At 66.7% G+C, this 23179-nt stretch carries 24 protein-coding genes; 16 read left to right on the top strand and 8 right to left on the bottom strand.

Annotated elements, in window-relative coordinates:
- Positions 1-180: 180 nt before the first annotated feature.
- From ASG69_RS04205 to ASG69_RS04180, 6 genes are read left to right on the top strand one after another with little or no spacing between them, the layout of a single operon-like run.
- Complete coding sequence (locus ASG69_RS04205) at positions 181-1338, top strand: alpha/beta hydrolase (protein ID WP_200933776.1); 1158 nt, start codon at positions 181-183, stop codon at positions 1336-1338.
- Complete coding sequence (locus tag ASG69_RS04200; RefSeq protein ID WP_056449504.1) at positions 1335-2579, top strand: oxygenase MpaB family protein; 1245 nt, start codon at positions 1335-1337, stop codon at positions 2577-2579. Before ASG69_RS04205 ends, ASG69_RS04200 begins: the two co-directional genes overlap by 4 nt.
- Positions 2576-3889 carry a homogentisate 1,2-dioxygenase gene (hmgA, locus tag ASG69_RS04195; protein WP_056449360.1) on the top strand — a complete coding sequence of 438 codons (1314 nt, stop codon included), beginning with the start codon at positions 2576-2578 and terminating at the stop codon, positions 3887-3889. Before ASG69_RS04200 ends, hmgA begins: the two co-directional genes overlap by 4 nt.
- Positions 3886-5367, top strand: a complete 1482-nt coding sequence (locus tag ASG69_RS04190) for an aldehyde dehydrogenase family protein (protein WP_056449357.1) — start codon at positions 3886-3888, stop codon at positions 5365-5367. The genes hmgA and ASG69_RS04190 overlap by 4 nt, the downstream gene beginning before the upstream one ends.
- A complete protein-coding gene (locus ASG69_RS04185; RefSeq protein ID WP_056449353.1) occupies positions 5364-6434 on the top strand; it encodes a lipocalin-like domain-containing protein in 1071 nt (356 codons plus the stop codon). The genes ASG69_RS04190 and ASG69_RS04185 overlap by 4 nt, the downstream gene beginning before the upstream one ends.
- A gap of 26 nt (positions 6435-6460) precedes the next feature.
- Complete coding sequence (locus ASG69_RS04180; RefSeq protein ID WP_056449348.1) at positions 6461-7237, top strand: hypothetical protein; 777 nt, start codon at positions 6461-6463, stop codon at positions 7235-7237.
- A 42-nt stretch (positions 7238-7279) separates the two neighbouring features.
- Here ASG69_RS04180 and ASG69_RS04175 read toward each other — a convergent pair whose 3' ends face one another.
- The 3 genes from ASG69_RS04175 to ASG69_RS04165 all read right to left on the bottom strand — a co-directional run bounded on the left by ASG69_RS04175 (position 7280) and on the right by ASG69_RS04165 (position 9912).
- On the bottom strand, positions 7280-8473 hold the full coding sequence (locus ASG69_RS04175; RefSeq protein WP_056449345.1) for a PrsW family intramembrane metalloprotease: 1194 nt from the start codon (positions 8471-8473) through the stop codon (positions 7280-7282).
- Positions 8470-9096 carry a hypothetical protein gene (locus tag ASG69_RS04170; protein ID WP_156382977.1) on the bottom strand — a complete coding sequence of 209 codons (627 nt, stop codon included), beginning with the start codon at positions 9094-9096 and terminating at the stop codon, positions 8470-8472. Before ASG69_RS04170 ends, ASG69_RS04175 begins: the two co-directional genes overlap by 4 nt.
- Positions 9097-9195: 99 nt before the next feature.
- Entirely contained in the window at positions 9196-9912 is a 717-nt protein-coding gene (locus tag ASG69_RS04165) for a TetR/AcrR family transcriptional regulator (RefSeq protein ID WP_056449339.1), read from the bottom strand.
- Positions 9913-9992: 80 nt separating this feature from the next.
- Between ASG69_RS04165 and ASG69_RS04160 the strand changes: the two genes are divergently transcribed.
- Positions 9993-10841, top strand: a complete 849-nt coding sequence (locus ASG69_RS04160; RefSeq protein ID WP_056449337.1) for an NmrA family NAD(P)-binding protein — start codon at positions 9993-9995, stop codon at positions 10839-10841.
- A 358-nt stretch (positions 10842-11199) separates the two neighbouring features.
- Here ASG69_RS04160 and ASG69_RS04155 read toward each other — a convergent pair whose 3' ends face one another.
- Positions 11200-12162 (bottom strand): AraC family transcriptional regulator, encoded by a 963-nt coding sequence (locus ASG69_RS04155; RefSeq protein WP_235578848.1) that lies wholly within the window; start codon positions 12160-12162, stop codon positions 11200-11202.
- A gap of 40 nt (positions 12163-12202) precedes the next feature.
- Here ASG69_RS04155 and ASG69_RS04150 point away from each other — a divergent pair, with 40 nt between their 5' ends.
- Positions 12203-13066, top strand: a complete 864-nt coding sequence (locus ASG69_RS04150) for an NmrA family NAD(P)-binding protein (protein WP_162246798.1) — start codon at positions 12203-12205, stop codon at positions 13064-13066.
- Between the two features lie 34 nt (positions 13067-13100).
- Here ASG69_RS04150 and ASG69_RS04145 read toward each other — a convergent pair whose 3' ends face one another.
- The 3 genes from ASG69_RS04145 to ASG69_RS04135 form a co-directional block, all read right to left on the bottom strand.
- Positions 13101-13904: an alpha/beta fold hydrolase gene (locus ASG69_RS04145; RefSeq protein WP_056449329.1), complete on the bottom strand. Its 804-nt coding sequence runs from the start codon at positions 13902-13904 to the stop codon at positions 13101-13103.
- A gap of 144 nt (positions 13905-14048) precedes the next feature.
- Positions 14049-14990 (bottom strand): alpha/beta hydrolase, encoded by a 942-nt coding sequence (locus ASG69_RS04140; RefSeq protein WP_056449327.1) that lies wholly within the window; start codon positions 14988-14990, stop codon positions 14049-14051.
- Positions 14991-15374: 384 nt separating this feature from the next.
- On the bottom strand, positions 15375-16175 hold the full coding sequence (locus tag ASG69_RS04135) for an enoyl-CoA hydratase-related protein (protein WP_056449321.1): 801 nt from the start codon (positions 16173-16175) through the stop codon (positions 15375-15377).
- 349 nt (positions 16176-16524) lie between these two features.
- On the opposite strand from ASG69_RS04135, the gene ASG69_RS04130 reads away from it, so the two are divergent.
- The 8 genes from ASG69_RS04130 to ASG69_RS04095 all read left to right on the top strand — a co-directional run bounded on the left by ASG69_RS04130 (position 16525) and on the right by ASG69_RS04095 (position 22315).
- Positions 16525-17382 (top strand): GAF and ANTAR domain-containing protein, encoded by an 858-nt coding sequence (locus tag ASG69_RS04130; protein WP_082544726.1) that lies wholly within the window; start codon positions 16525-16527, stop codon positions 17380-17382.
- A complete protein-coding gene (locus ASG69_RS22725; protein ID WP_056449317.1) occupies positions 17379-17762 on the top strand; it encodes an STAS domain-containing protein in 384 nt (127 codons plus the stop codon). Before ASG69_RS04130 ends, ASG69_RS22725 begins: the two co-directional genes overlap by 4 nt.
- Before the next feature lie 17 nt (positions 17763-17779).
- A complete protein-coding gene (locus ASG69_RS04120) occupies positions 17780-18256 on the top strand; it encodes an ATP-binding protein (RefSeq protein WP_056449314.1) in 477 nt (158 codons plus the stop codon).
- Positions 18257-18353: 97 nt separating this feature from the next.
- Positions 18354-18866 (top strand): DinB family protein, encoded by a 513-nt coding sequence (locus tag ASG69_RS04115; protein ID WP_056449311.1) that lies wholly within the window; start codon positions 18354-18356, stop codon positions 18864-18866.
- Between the two features lie 241 nt (positions 18867-19107).
- On the top strand, positions 19108-19467 hold the full coding sequence (locus ASG69_RS04110; RefSeq protein WP_156380429.1) for a hypothetical protein: 360 nt from the start codon (positions 19108-19110) through the stop codon (positions 19465-19467).
- Positions 19468-19541: 74 nt separating this feature from the next.
- A complete protein-coding gene (locus ASG69_RS04105; protein WP_056449305.1) occupies positions 19542-20132 on the top strand; it encodes a TetR/AcrR family transcriptional regulator in 591 nt (196 codons plus the stop codon).
- Positions 20129-21736: a carboxylesterase/lipase family protein gene (locus tag ASG69_RS04100; protein ID WP_056449302.1), complete on the top strand. Its 1608-nt coding sequence runs from the start codon at positions 20129-20131 to the stop codon at positions 21734-21736. Before ASG69_RS04105 ends, ASG69_RS04100 begins: the two co-directional genes overlap by 4 nt.
- A gap of 39 nt (positions 21737-21775) precedes the next feature.
- Complete coding sequence (locus tag ASG69_RS04095; protein WP_321163731.1) at positions 21776-22315, top strand: dihydrofolate reductase family protein; 540 nt, start codon at positions 21776-21778, stop codon at positions 22313-22315.
- Between the two features lie 308 nt (positions 22316-22623).
- Here ASG69_RS04095 and ASG69_RS04090 read toward each other — a convergent pair whose 3' ends face one another.
- Entirely contained in the window at positions 22624-23112 is a 489-nt protein-coding gene (locus ASG69_RS04090) for a MarR family winged helix-turn-helix transcriptional regulator (RefSeq protein WP_056449297.1), read from the bottom strand.
- Positions 23113-23179 lie beyond the last annotated feature (67 nt).

The raw sequence follows: 23179 nt of genomic DNA, 5'->3' as shown, positions 1-23179 counted from the left end.
CTCCTGTCCCGGGCCACTTCCAGCGCGGCCGTCAGGTCCGACCGTACTACAGAGTACGGATGCTGTTTCCGAAACAGCGGAACAGATTTCGTTGTCCGAAATGCTTTCTCCATACCCGGTAGTACGGTACGTTCGCTCCACACGAACGACCGGATTTCACCGATCGAAAGCAGGGGGCAGGTGCCGGAGACAGTCGACGAGTTCCAGCGAATACCGTACGAACCGGCGCGGGACGGGCGCGTGGAGATGCATTCCGGACTCTCCCGGCACTACCCGACGCTGCATGCGAATCTGGTGTCGCCCAGCGGCAACCCTGATCGACGCGTCGGCATCCTGATGGCGCACCCGTCGAGCGACTTCCTGTCGCACTTCCTGCTCCGCGGATTCGCCGCCGCCGGCATCCCCACGATGGGTCTCAACACCCGCTACTCCTCCAACGAGCCGGCACTGATCATGGAACGCGCGGCCCTGGACGTGGGCGCCGGTGTGCGGTGGATGAAGGACGAGCTCGGGTTCGAGAAGGTCGTTCTCCTCGGATTCAGCGGCGGCGGTTCGCTGTCCGCGTTCTACCAGTCGCAGGCCGAGACTCCGACGATCACGACGACTCCCGCCGGTGATCCGGTCGATCTCGCGTCGGCGGAGCTCGTTCCTGCGGATGCCCTCATGCTCGTCGGAGCGCACTCCGGACGCGCTCGCGTCCTGCGCCACTGGATCGACGGAGCAGTCGTGGACGAGTCCGACCCGTCCTCGGTCGCCCCCGACCTCGACCTCTACGCACCTGGACGTACGACGCCACTCGACCGCACGTGGGTCGAGGAGTACCGGGCGGCGCAGCTCTCCCGCATGCGCAGGATCGACACGTGGGCGTGGAGAGAACTGGAGGATCTCACTCGGGGCGGGGCGTCGGACCGAGCCTTCGTCGTTCACCGCACCGTCGCGGATCCACGCTTCGTCGACATCACGCTGGACCCGAGCGATCGGGTTCCGGGCAGCATGTACGGGAATCCGGTCGCGGCCAATTCCGCCGCCGGCGGACTCGCGCGCTTCGTCTCGGTCCGCAGCTGGCTCAGCACATGGAGCCTGGACCACACGAACGCGGATGCCGTGCGCAACCTGACCGCCGTGACGGTCCCCACCCTCGTCATGCCTCTGCTCGGCGACCAAGCCGCCTTCGCCGACGATGCGCGTGCGATGGCCGCAGCTCGCGGTGACGCGACAGTGGTCGAGATGCCCCACCTGAACCACTACCTGGTCGATCAACCCGACGGAGTCGACCGAGTCACCACCGCAGCGCTGGCATGGCTGACGGACGCACTGTCGGAGAGGACATCGAGATGACCAGCGCTACGCGCACTCCCACCGCGTTCACCTACTGGGAACACCGGAAGAGTCCCCGCATACAACGCGCCGAAGCATTGTTCGAGCGAGTGTTCCGGTCGTCGCCGTTCCCCAGCGATGACGTCGCGCGGGAGTTCTGCGAGAGCCTGTTCCTCGGCGACACTGTCGCCGAGAACTTCGTCGACGAGGTGTATGCGGCAGACCCGACCGGAACACGCGCGCTCCTCGACCGTGCACTCGCTCAGGGGATCGATTCTCTTCCCGACGTCCCCGAGAGCATGCGCGTCCTGTTCGACGAGTTCGAGACCGAACCGGACTGGCTCGACATCGATCTGGTGGAACGCGGGGCCGCGGTGTGGCGACGGTGGGGCACGATGCTGTTCACCGTTGCCGGCGGCATCACCCTCGAGATGTACACCGAGGCTGCCGTCGCCACCCCGCTCTCACTGGCAGGCGGGTACGCCGGCGACAACGCGATGCGCCGATTCCTCGAGACCTGCAAATTCTGGATCGACACCTCCGAGCCGGGCGCCCTGTCCCGCATCGGGTCGGAAGGCCGAGCCACCGCGATGAAGGTCCGCGTCATGCACGTCGCCGTACGCCGCAAGGTCGACGGACACCCGGAGTGGGATCGCGAGAAGTGGGGCTACCCCATCAGCCAGGGGTATCAGATGCTGACCCTCCTCGGTGGCAGCACCGTCCCTGCTCTGGCTTTGCGGCTGGTGGGTCTGCAGACCACCGCCGACGAGATCCGGGCGTTGCTCCATTTCCAGAAGTACATGGGCCACCTGCTGGGTGTCGACGTGTCGAACTTCCCTACCACCATCGCCGACTCACTCCGCATGACGGCGATGGTGTCGGCCGCCCGCAGTTACGACGCCGGACCACACGGCAAGGAACTCATCGAGTCCTTCCCTGCAGGGTTCGCACCGCGCCCCGAGCAGCGAGGCCTCGCGCGTCTCCGCGCGCGGTACAACTACGGCATTCACGGCGCTTACACCGCTCTCTTCATGAGTCCGGTGACACGGTCGGACTACACGATGCCTCGGGCGTTCCCGTGGGTCCTGATCATCCTCCTGCGCTTCCCTCTCCTGACAGCGATCGAGCTCTCCCGACGATTCCTACCCGGAGTGGCGCCCGTCGTCGAGAAGGTCGCTGTGGCACAACGACTCCGGTGGTACCGGGACCAGATGAACGGCCGCGAGGCCGAATTCGACGCGAACGGAGCACTGCGACGATGACCGAGTATCTATCCGGCTTCGGCAACCAACACCAGTCCGAAGCCCTCGACGGTGCACTCCCCCGAGGTCAGAACTCGCCGCAGCGAGCGCCCCACGGCCTCTACGCGGAGCAACTGTCCGCGACGGCGTTCACCGAGCCGCGAGAGGTCAACCGACGCACCTGGACGTACCGGATCCGCCCCAGCGCAGCGCACCCGCGGTATCACCCCATCGACCACCCGACGCTCCGATCCGCGCCGCTGAGTGACGGAGTTCTCGACGTGAACCGGCTTCGGTGGAATCCCGTGGCCCGACCCTTCGATGCGGCCGACTTTCTCGACGGCCTCACGACCATCGCTGCGAACGGTGATGTGCTGCAGCGTGACGGCATCGCGATCCACCTGTACCACGCGACACGATCGATGACCGACCGCTACGTTGCAGACCTGGACGGAGAATTGCTGATCGTTCCCCAGTCCGGCCGTCTACGGATACACACCGAGGTCGGAATCGTCGACGTCGCTCCCGGCGAGATCGCCGTCGTCGGACGGGCCATCACGTTCCGAGTCGTGCTGCTCGACGACGATGCCGCGGGCTATGTGTGCGAGAACTACGGGTCCTACTTCACCCTTCCCGAACTCGGACCCATCGGCGCGAACGGTCTCGCCCACGCGCGGGACTTCCACTACACCGTCGCAGCATTCGAGGACGACGACCGACCCGTCGAGAAGATCCAGAAGTTCGGCGGCCGACTCTTCTCGACAGAGCTGGACCACTCGCCTCTCGACGTGGTGGCCTGGCACGGCAATCACGGTGTGTACAAGTACGACACCGCCGACTTCAACGTCATGGGGACACTCGGGTGGGATCACCCCGACCCGTCGATCTTCACGCTCCTGACGTCGCCCTCCGATCGGCCGGGACAGGCGAATGTGGATCTCGCCATCTTCCCGCCGCGCTGGAACGTCGCCGAGCACACGTTCCGGCCCCCGCACTTCCATCGCAACGTCATGACCGAGTTCATGGGACTGGTCCGGGGGCAACACGATTCCAAGGCGGAAGGCTTCCTGCCCGGGGGTGCAAGTCTGCACAACATGTGGGGTGCGCACGGACCGGACCAGGAGACCTTCGACCTCGCCACCGCGGCCGACCTGGCACCGCAGAAGCTCGAAGGATCGTTGCCGTTCATGTTCGAGACGCGGCTCCCCCTGCTCGTCACCCCACTCGCCCACGACGCGCCGCATCGCCAGCCGGATTACGACTCCTCGTGGGCCGGACTGCAGCGCCATTTCACGTCTCCCCTCACTCCCAGCAACCCGGAGCAGCCATGACCGCGAGCACGCCCACCCGTCCCTCTGTCGCCCTGCCCGATCCGCTGCTGCGTATCGGCGGCGCCTCGCAGGCTGCCTCCGGTGGGCAGACCTACGACAGCATCGATCCGACCACGGGTGCTCTCGTCACCTCCGTCGCTGCCGGCGCCGAGGCCGACGTCGACCGGGCCGTGCGCGCTGCACGTGCGCAGTTCGACGGTGACTGGTCGCGCGTCAGCGGCCCGGAACGTACGAGGATCCTTCTCACGATCGCGGATCTGATCGATCGCGACTGCGAGACCCTCGCCGCACTCGAAGCAGTCGAGATGGGCAAGTTGTTCCGCGACTCCGTGAACGGCGATATCCCGGCCGCTGCCGCGGTGTTCCGGCACTTCGCTGGGTGGGCGGACAAGATCTCCGGAACCACCGTCATGCTGCCGGACTTCGGACCGCAACGCCGGTTCGGCTACACCGTTCGGCAGCCCCTCGGTGTCGTCGCCGCGATCACGCCGTGGAACAACCCACTGCTGATCGCCGCGTGGAAGTTGGCACCCGCACTCGCTGCAGGGAACACGGTGGTGATCAAGCCCGCGGAGGACGCGTCCCTGTCCACGCTGCACCTCGCGGATCTGTGTGCCGAAGCCGGTCTACCGCCGGGTGTGCTCAACGTGGTCACCGGTCTGGGCGTGACCGCCGGTGCGGCCTTGGCCGGCCATCCCGGTGTGGACAAGGTGTCCTTCACCGGCAGTCCCCGTGTCGGCCGGCAGATCCAGTCGCTCGCGGGCACCACGTTCCGCAAGATCGTTCTCGAACTCGGAGGTAAGGCACCGCAACTGATCTTCGAAGACGTCGATCTCGACGCGGCGATGCCGTGGATCGCGATGGGCAACTTCTACCACCAGGGGCAGGTGTGTGCCGCGGGCACCCGCGTCCTCGCGCACGAGTCCGTCGTCGATCGCGTCGTCGAGGGGCTGGTTGCCGCGGCTGACGCGGCCGTGATCGGAGACCCGTTCGACGACGCCAGCACGATGGGCACCATCGTCAACGAACGACAACTGGACGGCATCATGCGATACATCGACTCCGGTGTCGCCGAGGGTGCAGAGCTGATCACCGGTGGGCGGCGGATCGAGGGACCGGGACAGTTCGTGCAGCCCACCGTCTTCCGCGGACACAACGACCTCACCATCGCCAGGGAGGAGATCTTCGGTCCCGTCGCCACCGTCATCAGCTTCTCGTCCACCGAGGAAGCCGTCGCGATTGCCAACGACACGCAGTACGGGCTGAATGCGATGGTGTACTCGCAGAACATCTCCCGAGTGCACTCCGTCGTCGAGCAACTTCGCGTGGGCACCGTGTGGGTGAACGGGTGGGGTGTGCCGGATCCGGCTCTGCCGTGGGGCGGACGCGGCGCGAGCGGGGTCGGCCGCGAACTCGGTCGCACCGGACTCGACGGAGACACCGAAGAGAAGACCGTTCACATCGGATTCTCCGCATGAGCGCGCCGGAGATCGTCGAGACCTGGAACGGCCCCGGCCGCCGCGACGCGCGACTGACCGACGTCCACCCGCGCCACAATGCCGCTCATCCCGTGCCGGGGAGCCGATCGGGCTTCGAGCACTGGTACTTCGACGCCCACCTCGACGACGGTCATACCATCATCGGATTCCTCAACCTGCGCCGGCCCGAAGAGCCTGCGCTGGTCGCGAAACCGAGCGTGGAGATCCTGATCTACGCACCCGACGGCTCACGCCGACAGATTTTCGTCCGCCACTCCAAGAAGGACGCCACCGCGTCGATCGCCGCCTGCGACGTCGTCGTGGGGCCGAACCACGCATGGGCGGAGTTCCCTGCAGACGGGCTTCCCATCCATCATCTCTACCTTTCCGAGGAGGACGTCACCTTCGATCTCCGCTTCCACAACGAACTTCCGAGCTGGATGCCCGGCGAGGGAGAGACGTTGTTCGGAGGCACCGACGTCTTCGGCTGGGTCGTCGCCGCGCCGCGTGCGCGCGTCGAGGGATCCATCACCATCGCCGGACGAACCACTGCCGTCACCGGGCGCGGCTACGCGGACCACAACTGGGGCGCGGGCGACATGAAGCGCGTCATCGACCGCTGGCACTGGGGCCGACTGTACGACGACGACTTCTCCTTGCTCTATGCCTTGGTCAAGACGCAGGCCCGGCTCGGCGCCCACGAGAGTCGCCCACTGATGTTGGCGTACAAGGGCGAGATCATCCTGAGCTCCGGCGAGGCGGACGTCACCGAGGGACCGATGGTGTTCAACGAGATCGCGAACCGGTCGTACCCCGCGTGGCTCCGCATCGAGGTACCGGGACAGGTGTCCCTCCTGCTGACCGTCCAGAACGTCGTGCACGCCCACGACCTGCTGGACGACGTTCCCGTCGCCGGCCATCGCGTGTTCCGACCGTTGCTCTACAGCCTCGTCGGACACCCCGGATACTTCCGCTTCGACTCGACGTTCGATCTGACCGTCGTGCGCGACGGGGTGACCGAGACCCGGACGGGGCGAACGCTGCACGAGCTCGTCGCCTTGAACTGACGCCTTCGATTCCAGGGAGACATCCGATGCACACACACTCGAAGGGCGTGCGACCCGCCGCCGTCACGTTCACTGCGGGACTCGCGCTCGCGGTGATCTCTGCGGTCGCGCCGTCCGCCTCTGCCGCACCGACCGACGTTCTCGGCAGCTTTCAGGCTCGGGACTGCGTCGAGGTGTCCGCCATCGTCTCGGTACCACCCGAGCGCGCAGCCGCCGCACTGCCGGACGGCTACACCTCCTCGTCGTTCATCGGATTGCCCGGTGGCCCCGGCATTCCGGGTAATTCATCGCTCCTGATGGGTGTCGAGACCTGCCAGAGCGGGATCATCGACGGCGTACCGTTCGACGGTCCCGTCGCCTTCGGTGAGCGCGTCCTCTCCGTCGACCGCAAGGATGCTCGGCCGGGATACCACTTCTACGCCGTCGAGCAGGTCACAGACAACCAGCAGATCTACGACTTGATGCGGGAGGTCGGATTCGACATCGCATTGGTGCCGGGAGTCGGTGCCACTGCCGACGCGTTCGGAGGCGTCTCGGAGGGCGGCCCCGTGCGGATCGTGGACCAGGCGCCCGTTCCTCGCGTGCCGTCCCCTCTCGGGGAGGTCAGCATCTGGAAGGACACCGAGAGCAGCAGAACAGCCCTACGCCTGACTGTCCATCGGCCGACGGCACAGGCCGGGCTCGGGCACGTGACCGCCGAACCGAATTCACCCATCGCGTTCCTGATGGGCACCGAGACGGCAACGGGAATCGGAGCGATCAACAGGTTCGACTTCGATGCTCGGGTGGAGGTGGTGCGCTGACCCACACCGGGAACAGTCGTGGTCCAGAAGGTCGGCTATCGATCACCCGGCCACTGCTCGTAACCGCTCGACCTCGCTGCGAGAGTGGCGTACGGACTCGGTGTCCTCCCCCTTCTCGCGGGCGACGTCGTGCGCCAGGTCCAGAACGGCGCGACGCAGATGTGTGCGGGCTCGTCGGGCCTTCCGAGTGGGCGCGGACTTCACGAATGCCTTGCGGGCCTTCGTGTCCAGCACACCGTCGACCTCGGCATCGGTGACGACACCGGCCTCGACTTCCGGGTCGAGGATGTCGCGGACGAACTGATACTCACGCGGTGCGGCCCGGCGGAACGCGATGGTCAGCACCGTGAACCCGATGACGACCGACGCCAGGATCACCACGAAGTTTCCCAGACCGCCGCCACCGAGACCGCCGGCGTCGTCCCATGTGAAGTGGAGGAACATGCCGGCGACGACGAAGGCCGCACCACGCCCGACCCGCCGGGGTTGCGCTGCGGTCCCGATCAGATAGACGGCTCCGGTGCAGACGAGGGCACTGAACAGAGGGTGGGAGGCGAAACTGACGGCGATGCGTACGACGGACATGTGCACCGCGTTGCCCACGGGATCGGTGCCGAATGCCCGAGCAGTGGAACTCGCCGCGTAGAGGAAGTCCTCGAACACGGCGAATCCGAGCCCGATGAACGCTCCGACGATGAGGCCGTCGTTCGCGGTGCGGATGAGACGCGGGGCGAGGCTCATCAGGAGCAGGAAACCACAGAGTTTGGCCGCCTCCTCGGTGAACGGTGCCGTCGCACCTGCCGCCCAGTTCGCGCTCCATTCCTGACCGAACAGCTTGGGGTAGATGCCGAGCATCGCCGTGTTGACGGTCATCGCAAAGGCGAACGTTGCCGGGACAGCGCCCCACACGAGGGCAGCGACCACGAGCCCGCCTGGTTGCCGCTCCCACCGGTCGATGTGATGGAACCAGGCGAGCCACGCGAGTCCGCACAACCCGCACAGCACCGCTGCGACCGCGAACCCTTCGGCGTAGAACCCGGCGTCGGGTGCGAAGAACGCCCACGCCTGGAACGCACCTATGGCGGTCAGCGCCAGGTAGACCCAGAAGGAGAGGTTGTGAGGCTGCACGAAGTGGAATCTCGCACCCCACCCGGAGATCTCGACTGCTTCCGCTCGGCGCTGACCAGCTTCCGTGCCGACCGTCTCGGGAGACGTGCGGGGGTCGACAGTGCTCATGCGTCGTCCCCGTCCACGGTACGGATGCTCGCGATCATCGCTCGGACGTCGTCGAGGGCTGCGGTCATCTGGGTGGGTGGCCCGTAGGCGGTGATGTCGACCCCTGTGCCGCCGAGAACGAAGGCCGCGATCACCCCGTCGCTTCGCACGCTGTTGTAGGGCTGCGCGACTCCGGTCTCGCCGGCCGCCGTGGTGAGAGTGGCCCTGTTCCCGTCGACCCGGAAGGTGGGGTCGTCCGTCCGGGACGTGACCTTCTGCACCTGTTCGAGCAGCTGATCGGGAGTGCCGTCGTACGAGTCTGTCGACACCTGGAAGGTGATGCCGGCCCCGGCGAGGGTGGCATCGCCGAACGTGCCTCCGTCTCCGACACGGAAGCCGGACTCGACGTCGTAACCGGCGACGGGGGTGAAGACGAGGGTGTCGGTGAGTGCAAGCTGCTGCCCTGCCAGAACGGGGTCGTCCCAGTCGAGGGCAGCGTCGATGCGCGGAACCACCACGGTGAAGACCAGGAACACAGCGAGCACGACGAGCGCCGGTGGCCACGTTCGACGGTCGAGACCCAGCACACGATGTTCGACCGGTACTCGATGTCGATGTGCAGGAGCGTTCAACAGTGGTGTCACGGATACCCCTCGAACTCGTCGTTGTTCGTACTTTGTCACAAACCACGCGGTCCGTGCAGTCCGCTGTGAACGACCTCGACGAGAACGGCGAGTCGAGTGTCAGAGTCCGGCGATCACCCGATCGAGCCACTCCACCATGATCGCGCGCTCGGCGGCGCTCAACGTATGCAACGTCGGCGTGATCGCACGAAAAGCGACCGCGGCGGCGGCGTGGTCGTCCTGCTCGCGGTCGGGCGGGTCGGTGAGGATCTGCCGCATGACGGCATCGAACATCGCGTCGGCCAACTCGTCGTCGCGGTCCTCGGCCGGAGTCGCGAGAAGCACCGAGATCGCGCCCACACCCGCCGCTTGGACGAGTCCGAGCGCGCGTTGTTCGCTGACCCGCAGTCGGCCCGTCTCGGCGATCCTGTGTATCCAAGCACGGAGGACGTCCATGCCGGCCTGCGCCGCGCGAGATCGTGTCAGGTGCTGCGGGCCGTTCATCATCCGGAACAGTTCCGGGTTGGCGATGCCGAACTCGACCTGCGTCAGCCACCCGTCGCGCAGGTCCACGAGGGGATCCACGCCCTGCGACGCGGCCTTCTCGGTGATGCGTCTCTTCATCGAGACATGCTCGGCCAGAACATGTTCTGCGACGGACTCCAGGAGACCGTCCTTGTCGCCGAACAGTCGATAGATCGTCGGGGGCTGTACGTCGGCACCCTCGGCAACCCCACGAGTGGTCACTGCGGCCACGCCGTGATCGCGCAGCAGGGCGGCCGCGACCTCGATGATCCGCGCCCGGACGTCGTCTCGAGTGCTGGTCGGCTTGATCACGTTCCAACGATAACAGTCTCGTGATACCGTTGTGTTTCCATCGATAACACCGGTGCGATACCAACGAAACTGAGGCACTGATGATCGTCATCACCGGCGCCACCGGCGCGCTGAACGGCGCCACTGTCGACCACCTGCTCAGACATCGCCCCGCTTCGGAGATCGCGGTGGCGGTCAGAGACGCGTCCAGGGCCCGACGCTTCGCCGATCTCGGCATCGAGGTGCGCCACGGCGACTACGCAGACCCGGCATCGCTGCCGGACGCGTTCGCGAATGCCGATCAGCTGCTGCTCGTCTCGTCCAGTGATCCGAGGGCCGACGCAGTCTCCCTGCACCGCAACGCGATCGACGCGGCCGTCACCGCGGGCGTGGGGCGAATCCTGTACACGAGTCATCAGGGGGCCGCGGACGACACGCCATTCGGTCCGGGTCGAGACCACGCGGCGACGGAGCGGCTGCTGGCGGGTTCCGGCCTGCCGTGGACCTCGCTGCGCAACGGCTTCTACGCCCACAGCCTGGCCTGGTCGACGGGCCCCTGGCGCGAGTCCGGCGTCATCACCGTTCCGGCCGACGGTCCGGTGTCGTGGACGTCCCGAGCGGATTCGGCGGAGGCTGCGGCGGCGATCATCGCATCGAACGACGCGTACGACGGACCGGTCACGGTGACCGCCGAGTCCGCGCCCACCTTCGAGGAGGTGGCGGCGATCGCTTCCGACGTGGCCGGGCGGACGGTACGGCGAGTCCTGATGGACCCCGAGGACTGGATCGCAGCCCGGGTCGCTTCGGGGCAGCCGGAATTCGCAGCTCGCTTCACACTCGGGATGTTCGACGCTGCAGCCGGCGGTTGGTTCGCCGGCGTCGATCCACTGCTGGGACAGTTGCTCGGCAGGTCGCCCGCGACCGTGCGCGACGCGCTGACTCTCGCGTAGCCTCCACGGCGCCCGTCAGAACCCGAGGGTGGCACTCCAGGACAGCGAGACTCAGACCGGTCGTTCCGCCGTCACCCGCAGCCGTTGTGCTGATCGGCATGTTCGGAGGACAATCACCGGATCGGTGACGTGTTCGGTGAGAGGGGGTGCGATGTCTGTGTCGTGGGAGTCTCTGTGTCGCCGGCGCGGCGTACGGGTGACCGGCGGGCTCGTCGGCGTGTACGTCGGCCTGGTGGCCTACTGGTTCGTGCAGGATGCCGCCCACCGTGTGGCAGCGCGGAAGGCTGAGGCATAGCCTCCTTTCGTGCCGCTCCGAGTCTTCGTCCGATGTGAGGGGTTGTCGGACAACAGGATGCCCCTACGACGCCGACCCTGAGTGCCGCATCGACGACGGGGACCGACCCATGGTGCGGGTGAACGCTCGCGAGAACGCCGCGTCGGACCCGTATCCGAACGAGGCCGCGACCGAGGAGATGGTGGCGTTCGATCTCATGAGCTCCGCCGCCGCGAGCTGCATGCGCCGACGGGTCAGGTGGACCAGCGGGGCCTCACCCACCAGCGCGGTGAAGCGCGCGGCGAAGGCGGATCGAGACATCGCCGCCGTCCGAGCCAGATCCGCCACCGTCCACGGCCGCTCCGGATACCGATGCATCGCGATGACCGCGGCACCGATCTGTCTGTCGCGCAACGCCCCCAGCCAGCCGCCGATCTCAGCGCCCTCCTCTCGGAGCCACGCTCGGACGAGATCGATGATCAGGATGTCGGCAAGCCGCGTCACCACGGCCTCCCCACCCGGCCGGCGGGCAGCGGCCTCGTTCGCGAGCAGTTCCAGTACCGCGGCCGAGACCGCAGACCCGCGATCACCCACCAGCACATCGGGCAGCACGTCGAGGAGTGAGCGGGCAGTCGGATGATCGAACTTCACGGCGCCACAGATCAACACGGCCCGCTCGCCCCCGCCGCCGTGCTCGAGGACGATGAAGCGGTCCGAGATCCACTGGGGCTCCGGGTCGTACATCGACACCGACAGGGATGACGGATTGTCCACAACTCGGTGGCCTCGACCGTGCGGGACCAGCACGCACTCACCCTCGCCCACCAGCCGAGGTTCCGTCCCCGGCAGGTCGAGCAGGCACGATCCCACCACCGGTGCGTGAAACCACAGGCAGTCCTCCATCGCGGGGATGTCGAGACCCCAGGGAGCCGTCAGTTCCGATCGAACATAGAACACCCCACGCATCCGCAGCGAGTGCAGGGCGTCGCCGAGCGCGTCGTCGCCGAGCCACATCCTGGACGATCGATCATCAATGGTGGACTCCACGGTATTCATTGTCCACCACGAACCCGGCACCGTGACCATCGTGACCACACAACGAACCATCACTGTTCTCGGCGCCACCGGCCGAACCGGACGACGCCTCACCGACACGCTCCTCGACCGCGGATGGAAAGTACGCCGTATCGCGCGCACCGCACGGCCCCACCCACACCCGGCTGCCACCACGCACACGGGCGACCTGACCGACACCGACTTCCTCACCACCGCGTTCACCGGCGTGGACGCGGCCTACGTCCTCGTCCCGTTCGACCCCACAGCAGCAGACGTGCGAGCACACATGAACGACATCGGGTCCTCCATCACCGACGCACTCCGACGAGCACGGGTGCCACGCGTCGTCGCACTCAGTTCCCTGGGCGCCGAACTCGAGCACGGGACCGGATTTCTCACCGCACTGCACGCGCAGGAGCAGCGACTCACCGCCCTCGAGACCGATCTCGTCCTTCTCCGACCCGGCTACTTCTTCGACAACCTCGAACCCGTCCTGCCCCACCTCCGCCACATCGGGGCACTGCAGGACTCCATCGCCCCCGACGTGCCCCTGCCGATGGTGGCGGCCGGCGACGTCGGTGCCGCCGCGGCCGCGGCAGTCGAGGAACCCGAGCACCAGGGCACCACTGTCCGCGAGATCAGGACCGCAGTCGATCTCACCCTGACGGACCTCGCCGCCGCGGTCGGCCGAGCACAGGGCATCGGCCATCTCCCCTACCAGCAGCTTCCCGACGAGGAGACGATGACCCAGCTACTCCAGGTCGGATTCTCCGACGATGCAGCGAGATTGCAGGTCGAGATGCACCATGCATTCTCTGCAGGACGCGTCGCCGCGGCGGGGGACGACCCCCGCGCCCCGACGACGGTGGACGACTACCTGGCGTCGCGGGCGTGAGCGTCTACCGAAAGCGTGGCGATCCCACGTGTGCTCACGACGCCGTGGTCGAGCCCCTGATCACAGCTGCCACGAGATCAGGATCGTCCCACGTGGGAACGTGCCCCAGATGCTCGTGGACGATGACGGCGGCGAGGGACGGCAGCCCGTCGAGGTCCGTCTCCGCTGCACGGATGAGCGGGTCTCTGCCCCCGTAGACCACGGTGATCGGGACATCGATGTCGGCTCCGCCGCCGAAGCGGGTGCCCTCGAGGGCCGACATCGTGCGGTCGAAGTCGCACGTGGCGAGGTTGCGTGCATCGTCGGCTGCCACCACCGACGGGATGCGCCACGGACGGCCGAACAGCCCGAACAAGGCGACGGTCCGCGACAGTGGCCGGCGCAGAAGGAACCCCGCACCCGGAACGCGAGACCCGTGCACCCACACGGAGAAGAGCACCTGCCGACGCACACGGGCTGTGCCGCCCGTCGAGCGCCACAGCCCGGCGGGCATGAGTGCACACACGGACGTCGCCCGGCCACGGCGCGCGAGCTCCAACGAGAGCCACCCGCCGAGCGAATTGCCCACGAGGTGCGCACTGTCCCAGCCCAGTTCGTCCATCACCAGCTCCACCCGGTCCGCCAGTCGCGCCGGCGTGGGTGCGTCACCGTCGCCGAGGGGATCGCTCTCTCCGAAGCCCGGGAGATCGATCGCGACGGTATCGAAGTGATCTGCCAGTGCCGGAATCACGGGGTCCCACATCTGATGTCGATGCCCGATCCCGTGAATCAGGAGCATGGGCGCTCCCCGGCCGGTCCTGCTGTAGCGAAGCAGTGCGGAGACATCGATGTCGGTCACGGGACAAGTATCGGTCCGAGACGGGCACCGCCGATGTGGAGTGTGGACAGTATCCGTGCAATGGGTCGGGACATTCGACAACCGAGCCGTGCGCGTGCACCACGCGGGAGCGACGACCAGCTCGGGTGGAATCGTCTGAACGGCTCAGAGGTGGCGCGCAGCGAAGTCCACCGCGCTCCGCAGCGTCTCGCGGCCTTCCGGAAGTACGCCTGCCAACACGGGAAATGCGTGCACCTGACCGCGCCACACATGGGTCTCGACGATCCGGCCGGCGTCCTCGAGCTTGCGCGTCATCGCCTCCACGTCCGGGCGCATCAACTCGTACTGCGCCGAGGACAGGAACACCGGCGGAAACACCGATGGATCGGCATCGATCGGAGACGCTGCGCCCGGGATGGAATCCGGCCCGTTCATCCAACGATCCTCCAGCGCGAGAACCTGTTTCATCGGCAGATACGCGTCCCGCTTCATGAACGCACGGGAATGGCTCCTCAGGTCCAGATTGAGCAACGGCGAGAATCCCAGAACGGCCGCGGGTGGTGTCAACCCTTCCAGCGCAGCCAGTTCGGCGACCTTCATCGCGAGGTAACCGCCGGCCGAGTCTCCCGCCACGATGATCTTCGACGGATCGGCCACCGTCGCCGACGCGGCGCGGTAGGCGGCCATGGCATCGAAGATCGACGTACCGATGCCGCCGTACGGAATCTGCCGGTACTCCACGGAGTACACCGGAACACCCGCACGGGCGGCGATCATGGCACACGCACCGCGGTGGGTCGCCAGTCCGCAGAAGACGAAGCCGCCGCCGTGAAAGTAGAGAACCGTCGCACCGGCCAGAGAGCCGGTGGCCGTCCGAGCATGTGTCGTCTTCTCGCAGGGCACACCACCGAGAACCACCTGGTCGATGGTGACGCGAGGCGGCTTCGGCAGTCGGTCGACGACGCGATCGAGGTGCCCGATGGCCTTGATGCCGCCGTCGGTGAGCGGCCACATACTCAGGGTCGGCTTGAGGACCGCCTTCATCGCCGCCGACAGAACGCGTGCCTGCGGACTGACGTCGTCGTGCCAGGTGAGTGTGCCCGTCATCGTCTCGTCGTTCCCCTCGTGCGATGAAGCGTGGAGACGATCGACGCTATCAGCCCGGCTCCGTGCACCGATTCCGACAGACTCCAGCTCGGCTGTGCTCGTGGGAGCTCGACTCGGGCTTCCCGCGTGAACGTGCTGGGTACGACTACGACGAACGTGCCTGGATGCACTACAGAAGCTCGGTGGTTCACCGTGAAACGCATCGTCGTCGCCCTGTCGGTACTGGCTCTCGTCGCCGGCTGTTCCACCGACGACACTGCACCCGGGCCGACGCAGACACCCGCCGCCGAACCGGCTCGGGCGCCCGCAGCGCAGGATCCGATCGGCACCGTCGTCCCGCTTCCGGGCGCACCCGAGGGAATCGTCGTTGGTTGCAGGACTGCGTCAGGACACGACGCCTGTGAACTTGGGTCGCCGCTTCTCCATGAAGGCGCGCCCACCTTCCACGGCATCGTCCGAGCCGGCGCACATGGCCACGAAAGCCTCGGCCTCGGAGAGCATCTCCGGGTAGAGGTCGCTGGCGAGGGCCACCTTCGCAGCCCGCACCGACATGGGTGAATTGGCCGCGATGGTCGTTGCGAGTGTGCGCACGGCCTCGTGCAACTGGTCTTTCGGGACCACCCGATTCACGAGACCGATGGAGAGAGCGGTCTCTGCCGTGACGCGACCGCCGGTGTACAGCATCTCGGCGGCGTGACCGGAGCCGACCATGCGTTGCAGCACGCGCGTCGGCGGAACCGGGTATGCGATTCCCAGACGTGCGGCGGGAATCGCGAACGCGCACGCCTCATCGGCGATGCGGATGTCCGCGGTGAGCGCGACGGCGACGCCGGCGCCCATGCAGAAGCCGTGCACCATCGCGATGGTCGGCGTGTGCATGGCGGCGAGTCCGAAGAACAACGCGGCAATGGCGTCGTCGGCGGCCTGCTTGGCATCGGTGGAGCCGTGCTGCGATTCGAACTCCGAGATGTCGGCTCCGGAGACGAATGCCTCCGAACCTTCCCCGCGCAGCACGATGGCGCGGATGTCGGGGCGTTTGTCCAGCTCTTGCAGTCGCGCGTGCAGATCGCGCATCATCGCTGCGCTCAATGCGTTGCGGCGGGTCGGATTGCTGATCACGGCCCATGCGACCGCACCGTCGATCTCGACGGAGACAGAGCCTTTCTGCTCCACTGTGGCAGTCATGACAGGCCGTTTCGACGAACTTCTGGGTGCTCCATGCATGAATTTTAGATTCGGGCCTTCCACCGAGAGCGCGGCCGAACCATTGTCTGGCGGTCTCACAACCCGGCCGCACTGTCCCGTGGTCGTGACCGCGCATTCCTGCCCCGTGTCACCTCTTGCGCACCCACACGTCACTAGTCGGTCTGCGTAGGACGAGCATCGACCGGACGTCCGGTGGTCGCGCGTTGCGACATACCGTGTGTGGGGTCGACCCGCGGCGTACGGTTGGGCGCATCCGGTGAAGTCATCACCGCGCAGCGTCCTCCGCGCACGTCGACAGGTGTCATGACTGCACCACAGAGGACTCCGCATGACGGATTCGGTCACGCCCGGCCTGCCCCCGGACGATCACAGCACGGCGGCAGCACTGGCCGCCGCGAACGCCTTCGACGACGAGATCGCGGGAGCGTTGTCGTCCCGCACGGCCAGTGGTGTCCGCACGGCGATCACGATGCAGTACTTCGCCGCGGAAACCTTCGACGCATTGGACGCCTTTCGTGGACTCCTGCTGTCGCACAGTCGGTTCGAGATCATCCTCCAGGGCTTGTGCGAACAGGCGGTCGCCGCGATCCCCGGAGCGGACATGGCCGGGGTGACCCTCCTGCATCACGACGCGGCGAACCCTGAGACCGCGGCGCGGTCGGATTCCCGAGTCAGCGACATCGATGCCGATCAGTACCGCGTGAACGAGGGGCCCTGCCTCGAAGCCGCCCGGACCGGGCGCATCGTGTGCGTGCACGTCGAGGATGCTGCGGCGCGATGGCCGCTCTTCGCCGCTGCAGCCTCCGAGGCCGGTGTTCGCAGCTTCCTGTCCGCACCCCTGGACGTCGATTCCGAACATGCGGGATCGCTGAACATCTACAGCTTCGGCGATCACGGCTTCAGCGACATCGACGAGGTGCTGGTCACGGTGCTCGTGACCGCCGTGGAGGTCGCGGTGTGGGAATCGCGGCACACCGCGGACGCTCGGGAAGAGTCAGGCAATCTCCGCAGAGCGATGGAGACCCGGGCCTGCATCGAACAGGCGAAGGGCATCGTCATGGCAGTTCGGGGTATCACCGCGGACGCGGCCTTCGCCGCTCTGGTCGAGCAATCGCAACGAGAGAACGTGCGTGTGTCGGTGCTTGCGGAACGCACGGTCACCTCGGTCGTGGCGGTACCGCTGTGACCCTTGATCGCGCACGCGAACAGGACGTCGACCGACGGTCCGTCCAGGTCACCGCCGCCTGCAACGGGTCTGTACTCATCGTGTCGGTCCGCGGCGATCTGGACCTCGAGTCCACGCCCATGTTGACGGCAGGTCTCGACCGAGCACTGTCTGACGACGCGCCCTCCGCGGTGATCATCGACCTGACCGAGGTCGATTTTCTCTCTTCCACCGGCATGACGGCCCTCATCGACACGCACCGCCGACTCGGCGCACTCGTCGCGCTCGCTGTCGTGTCGAACGGGCCCGCGACCACCCGTCCACTCACGCTCGTCGGAATGGACGAGATGCTCTCGCTCCACCCCGACCTCGACGCGGCCCTCGCCGCGGTGTCGTCCTGAACGGTCGCACGGCGGGCGTGCTGGACGCGACCCATGACGGTGTCGCAGACAGCACTCTCGGTCCGAGCGTCCGGAACCCGGGCCTCGTCATGTCCGATGTCCCCGCTGACGCCCTGTGCATCGGCGCCGTACGCAGAGCATTGGCCGCCTGGCTCCGTATCCTGCCGTTCGACGACGCCCGCAGAGCGGATGTGGTGCTGGCGGTGTACGAAGCGATGGCCAATGTCGTCGACCACGCGTACCTCGACACGGACGGTGTCGGCACGATGCAGATCAGCGCCACCTACTCGGTCGACCTCGGCGCGCTGGACGTCACCGTCGCTGATCTCGGACGGTGGAAACTACCTGTGCACAACGCTCTTCGCGGTAATGGTCTGCCGCTCATCACGGCACTGAGCACCTCGTCGACAGTGGATCACTCGGGCACGGGGACCACCGTCCGCGCGACGTGGTCCTCGACGGCGCGTCAGCACCCGGAGTCCGCTTTCCACTGACTGAACGCTCTGGATGACCCACCCGCGCAGCTCACCTGGATCCGCGGCGTCCAGTCGGTCGAACCCACTTGTCGGTGTCCGAACATACAGTTCGACCATGACCGACCCTGTGAACCGCGTGGAACCGCCGTTCGTCGCGGACGAAGTGACCATGCTCGAATCGTGGTTGGACTACCACCGAGCAACTCTGCTGTGGAAGTGCCACGGTCTCACCGACACGCAGTTGACAGTGCGGTCGATACCGCCGTCCACTCTGTCCCTTCTCGGCTTGGTGAGACACCTGACAGAAGTCGAACGTAGTTGGTACGCCAGACGGCTCGCCGGCCGTGAACGCCCACCTCTGTACTACTCGGACGCCGAGCCCGACGGAGACTTCGACAGCCTCGACTCGACACCTGTCGCGGAGGTGTTCGCCGCCTACGACAGGGCCGTCCAGGAGAGTCGGGCCCTCGCCGCGAACACCGACCTGGAAGCGTTGTCGATCGGCACGGTCGATGGCCTGCAGGTCTCGCTGCGCTGGATTCACCTGCACCTGATCGAGGAGTACGCCCGACACAACGGACACGCAGATCTCCTCCGCCAGTGCATCGACGGGGACACCGGGGAATGACCGCCGATCGTCGCGCGACAGACCACGCTCGGCGATCGGATCGCGGTGAACGGTCCACTCGCGCAGAACTCTGATGTGTCCGCGCTGGGTCCTGACAACAGTGCACGGCGCGGTGGCGGCACACCGCCCTCGATCTCCTCGGTGTCGATACGCTCGAGTCATGAGTCCCGACCCGACCTCGTCTGTCGGGTCGCCATCAAGTGACGAGCCATCAGATGTCACGCTCGGAGTCGTTCTGGCGGTGAGTATGTTCCTGCCGGCCTATCTCGGTGCCACTCTGGTCACGGATGCACTTCTCGGTCGACCGGGACTACCGACGTCGCCGCTGGTGTGGCTGCTCGTCGCTACGCCACTCGGAATCGCGATCGTCCGCTTCGAGGAAGCCGTGCAGGCCAGACCGGACTGGGACAAGCGACAAGGCCTCTGGTACGGGACGGGGGTGGGACTGATGACACTGCCCCCGCTCGGTCTCGCGCTGTTCGCAGCCGCACCGGTTCTGACCTCGCTACCTCGGGGCGGACCGTCTGCGCTCGTCGTCGCGGCACTGGTGATCCTGGTCGGAGTCATCGTCGTACGGGGGAAGCTTCGCGGGCCCGCCTGACGTGCAGGCACCTCGACCCTCAAATTTTCTGACAGCACTGTCAGATTATGGTCATGCTTGCTAGATTCTGAACCATGACTCGCACGTTCCTTCGCACGGCACGACGCGCACAGCTCGTCGAGGCTGCCATTCGTTCTCTCGCCGACCTGGGCGTGGAAGGAGCATCACTCTCACGCATCGCCGAACACGCCGGTGTCAGCCGTGGGGTGGTGAACTACCACTTTCCCGGCGGGCGACGAGAACTGTTCGAGGCCGCGGTCGACGAGATCTACGACCTGGGCCGCCGCGAAGTGCAGCCCGACACCGAGTCCGCCCCGTCCCCACGACGCGGGCTGGCATCGTTCGTCCGGGGAAGCATCGCCTTCTACGCCCGCTACCCGATCCACCTTCGAGCTCTCACGGCGATCTACACCAGCCGCACCGAGGACAGCCTGCGACGGGACGAGCGACCCGAGCACGCGACCGAGATGATGTCCGTCGCCGATCTTCTCCGACGAGGTCAGGTGTCCGGCGAGATGCGTGATTTCGATGTGACACTCATGGCGTTGACCATCCGCGCCGTTCTCGACACCGCGGTCGGGCTCACCGCAGCAGGAGCCGACCCCGGTGTTCTCGCGGACGAACTCGTGAACACCCTCGACGCCGCAACGCGGGCGCTCCCGTGAGGCGCGCACTCGCTGCCGTCGTCGCAGCCACCACTCTGATGGTGTCCGCGTGCACCTCGACGGGGATCGAACCGGACACCGAGTCGAACCCGGTGGTGGACAGCACGACCGGAACCTTGCAGGGAGTCGCAGTCGGGAACACGCACCAGTTTCTCGGCGTGCGGTATGCACAACCCCCCACCGGTGACCGCCGATGGACCCTCCCCGAGCCGATGCCCGACACCGACGAGGTCCTCGACGCAACGAAAGCGGGCTCACCGTGTCCGCAGACCGGCGAGACCGCGCAGGCAGTCTCCTCGACCGACGAGGACTGCCTGTTTCTGAATGTCACCGTCCCAGCACGCGCGAGCGCCGAGCCCCGTCCGGTTCTGATGTGGTGGCACGGTGGCGGATTCACCAGCGGAGCCGGCTCGCAGTACGACGCGCAGAAGCTCGCCGACCAGGGTGACGTCATCGTCGTCTCGGCGAACTACCGACTCGGGATGCTCGGATATCTTGGACTGCCCGGCCTGGCAGGATCCGGCAACTTCGGTCTCGCCGATCAACTGGCCGCCCTGCGCTGGGCCAACGACAATGCCGCGGCCTTCGGCGGAGACCCGGATTCGGTGACGCTCTACGGCGAGTCGGCCGGTGGAACCTCCACCTGCGCGGCGCTCACCTCACCGGCCGCCGAAGGACTGATCGACCGCGCCATCTTCTCCTCCGGTTCCTGCCGTCTCGCGTGGCCTCCCGGCACCCTGTTCCCCGGACTACCCGCCTCATCGTCTTTGATCCCGTTGTCCGACAGTGAATCACAGGGCGTAGCGGTCGCCACTGCACTCGGGTGCACCGACCCTGACCCGATGGGTTGCCTGCGAGAACGACCCGTCGATGCTCTGCTCGGGCAAGCCGCGTCGTTCGGCAACCCGTTGGCCTACGGCACCGGCCTGCTCCCACAGGAACCCGCACTCGCCGTCGAGGCCGGAGACTGGCTTCACGTGCCCGTCCTGTCCGGCGGCAACCGGGACGAGCACCGTTCCTTCATCGGCGGTCTGCTCCTGACCGATCCCGCGGCGGTCACGGCGGACAACTACCAGTCCCTCATCCGAGCCTCGTTTCCCGCCGACGCTGCATCCGTCGGCGCGCAGTATCCGCTGGCGGACTACGAGTCGGCGCCCGTCGCCTGGGCGACCCTGGTCACCGACGTCGCCTGGGCATGCACGACCTCCCGTGGCGCCCGTGAGCTCGCCGCCGACGGGACACCGGTCTACAGCTACGAATTCGCCGATCGCAGTGCGCCCGATGTCAGCGGAGTGTCGGCGTCCGGTATGCCGCAGGGCGCGGCGCACGCCACCGACCTGCCGTATCTGTTCGATCTCGGCGGCGAGAACCTCCTCACGGGACCAGGGCAACGCGAGCTCGGTGACGCCATGGTGGCGGCATGGGCTGCGTTCGCCCACAACGGCACACCCGGTCCTGCCGACGGTGCCGAGTGGCCGGCCACCACCGGCACCGAGACCACTGTCATGCAGTTCGACAATGCCGCCACCGGCTCCGGGGTACACCTGATCGACCACCGCGCCGAACATCACTGCGCGTTCTGGGACACGGTCGACCGTGGCTGAGCACGCGCGAGAAAGGATCGAGTCGTGCGACGACTTGTCGTGACCCAGAACATCACGGTCGACGGGGTGATCGAAGCTACCGACGACTGGTTCGCACGCGCCGGTCACGATCCCGACATGGACAGGGCATTGGCCGCTCAGCGCGACGCATCCGACGGGTTTCTCGTGGGACGGAAGACGTTCGAGGGCATGCGCGATTTCTGGGCACCTCGAACCGATGACACGACCGGCGTGACGGAACATCTGAACCGCGTCGCGAAGTACGTGGTGTCCTCGACGCTGCAGGATCCGGGGTGGGCGAACACCACAGTGTTGTCGGGTCCGCTCGTCGAGGAGATCGGACGAATCACCGCACTCGACGGCTCCGACATCGTCTGTACGGGAAGTATCGACCTCTGCCATGCCCTGATCGGCGCAGATCTCGTCGACGAGTACAGGCTCTTCGTCCACCCGTTCGCGAGGGGACACGGAAGGCGAATGTTCGACGGAACTCCCCCACGACACCTCGTCCTGCGGGAGTTCCGCGCCTTTCCTTCCGGTGCTGCTCTCGTCCGATACGACACGCAACGGACGAGCTGAGCCTTCTCGAGGACTGACTGCCGCGCGGCGAGAATGCCCGAGCCGGTGGCTGTGTCGGCTCGTGGTCGGCGCGCGGCATCGGACGCCGCAGGCACCTCGTAGGCCGCGCGGTAGTCCCGCGAGAAATGCGCGGCGCTGACGTAGCCGACCGTGGCCGCGGCGAGCGAGACCGGCTCGTCGAGGACGAGAATGCGTCGACGCGAGCGACGAGGCTGCCTTCGTACACGGGACGACCCTCGACGTCGCCGGTGGGATCGTGGCGACCAGGCCCGCGTGACCTCTCCGACGGGCGCTCGGATCTCCGTGAGTCACCCACCCGGAACCCATCGACCGTCGGCACCGATCGAACTGGCGATCTGCGAGCTGATGCGCCTGAGTTCCTCTGCCTGACCGCCGGTGAGCGAGCCGAACACCAGCGTCCGGACCAGGGCCACGTGAGCCGGTGTGGCAGCCCGCGTGACATCGAGACCGCTCGGCGTCAGGGTCGCTGTCGTGACCCGGCCATCGATCGGATCGGGGGAACGCTGCACCCACCCGCGGCGCTCCAGCCGTGCCACAGCGCGGGACAAACGCGACAGAGTGCTGTTGGCGAAGCCTGCCAGTGTACTCATGCGCACTGTGCGCCCCTCGGCACGCGACAGGGCGTAGAGCAGTCCGTACTCGAAATGACTCATACCCGAATCCCGTTGCAGCTGAGCGTCGAGAGCAACCGGAAGCCACTCGAGCATCGTGGCGAACGAGGACCACGTCCCGAGCTCGTCGGCCGTGAAGTCGACGGGATGCAGCGGTTCGTCCATGACTCGCACCCTACCCATTGATTGCCCAGGAAAGTGTCTGCCGCTACTGTTAAGTTGCTCAGGCAAG

The sequence above is a fragment of the Rhodococcus sp. Leaf225 genome (assembly GCF_001426145.1).
Lineage (GTDB): Bacteria > Actinomycetota > Actinomycetes > Mycobacteriales > Mycobacteriaceae > Rhodococcoides.
Note: the sequence above shows the minus strand (reverse complement) of the source record. Positions and strands in the feature narration are given on the sequence as shown.

Bases quoted from the DNA above. Each gene is read 5' to 3' on its own strand.
- ASG69_RS04115 (WP_056449311.1), top strand. From the start codon at position 18,354: ATGACCGACCCTGTGAACCGCGTGGAACCGCCGTTCGTCGCGGACGAA.
- ASG69_RS04190 (WP_056449357.1), top strand. From the start codon at position 3,886: ATGACCGCGAGCACGCCCACCCGTCCCTCTGTCGCCCTGCCCGATCCG.
- ASG69_RS04160 (WP_056449337.1), top strand. From the start codon at position 9,993: ATGATCGTCATCACCGGCGCCACCGGCGCGCTGAACGGCGCCACTGTC.
- hmgA (WP_056449360.1), top strand. From the start codon at position 2,576: ATGACCGAGTATCTATCCGGCTTCGGCAACCAACACCAGTCCGAAGCC.
- ASG69_RS04105 (WP_056449305.1), top strand. From the start codon at position 19,542: ATGACTCGCACGTTCCTTCGCACGGCACGACGCGCACAGCTCGTCGAG.
- ASG69_RS04175 (WP_056449345.1), bottom strand. From the start codon at position 8,473: ATGAGCACTGTCGACCCCCGCACGTCTCCCGAGACGGTCGGCACGGAA.
- ASG69_RS04140 (WP_056449327.1), bottom strand. From the start codon at position 14,990: ATGACGGGCACACTCACCTGGCACGACGACGTCAGTCCGCAGGCACGC.
- ASG69_RS04130 (WP_082544726.1), top strand. From the start codon at position 16,525: ATGACGGATTCGGTCACGCCCGGCCTGCCCCCGGACGATCACAGCACG.
- ASG69_RS04090 (WP_056449297.1), bottom strand. From the start codon at position 23,112: ATGGACGAACCGCTGCATCCCGTCGACTTCACGGCCGACGAGCTCGGG.
- ASG69_RS04135 (WP_056449321.1), bottom strand. From the start codon at position 16,175: ATGACTGCCACAGTGGAGCAGAAAGGCTCTGTCTCCGTCGAGATCGAC.
- ASG69_RS04200 (WP_056449504.1), top strand. From the start codon at position 1,335: ATGACCAGCGCTACGCGCACTCCCACCGCGTTCACCTACTGGGAACAC.
- ASG69_RS04180 (WP_056449348.1), top strand. From the start codon at position 6,461: ATGCACACACACTCGAAGGGCGTGCGACCCGCCGCCGTCACGTTCACT.
- ASG69_RS04185 (WP_056449353.1), top strand. From the start codon at position 5,364: ATGAGCGCGCCGGAGATCGTCGAGACCTGGAACGGCCCCGGCCGCCGC.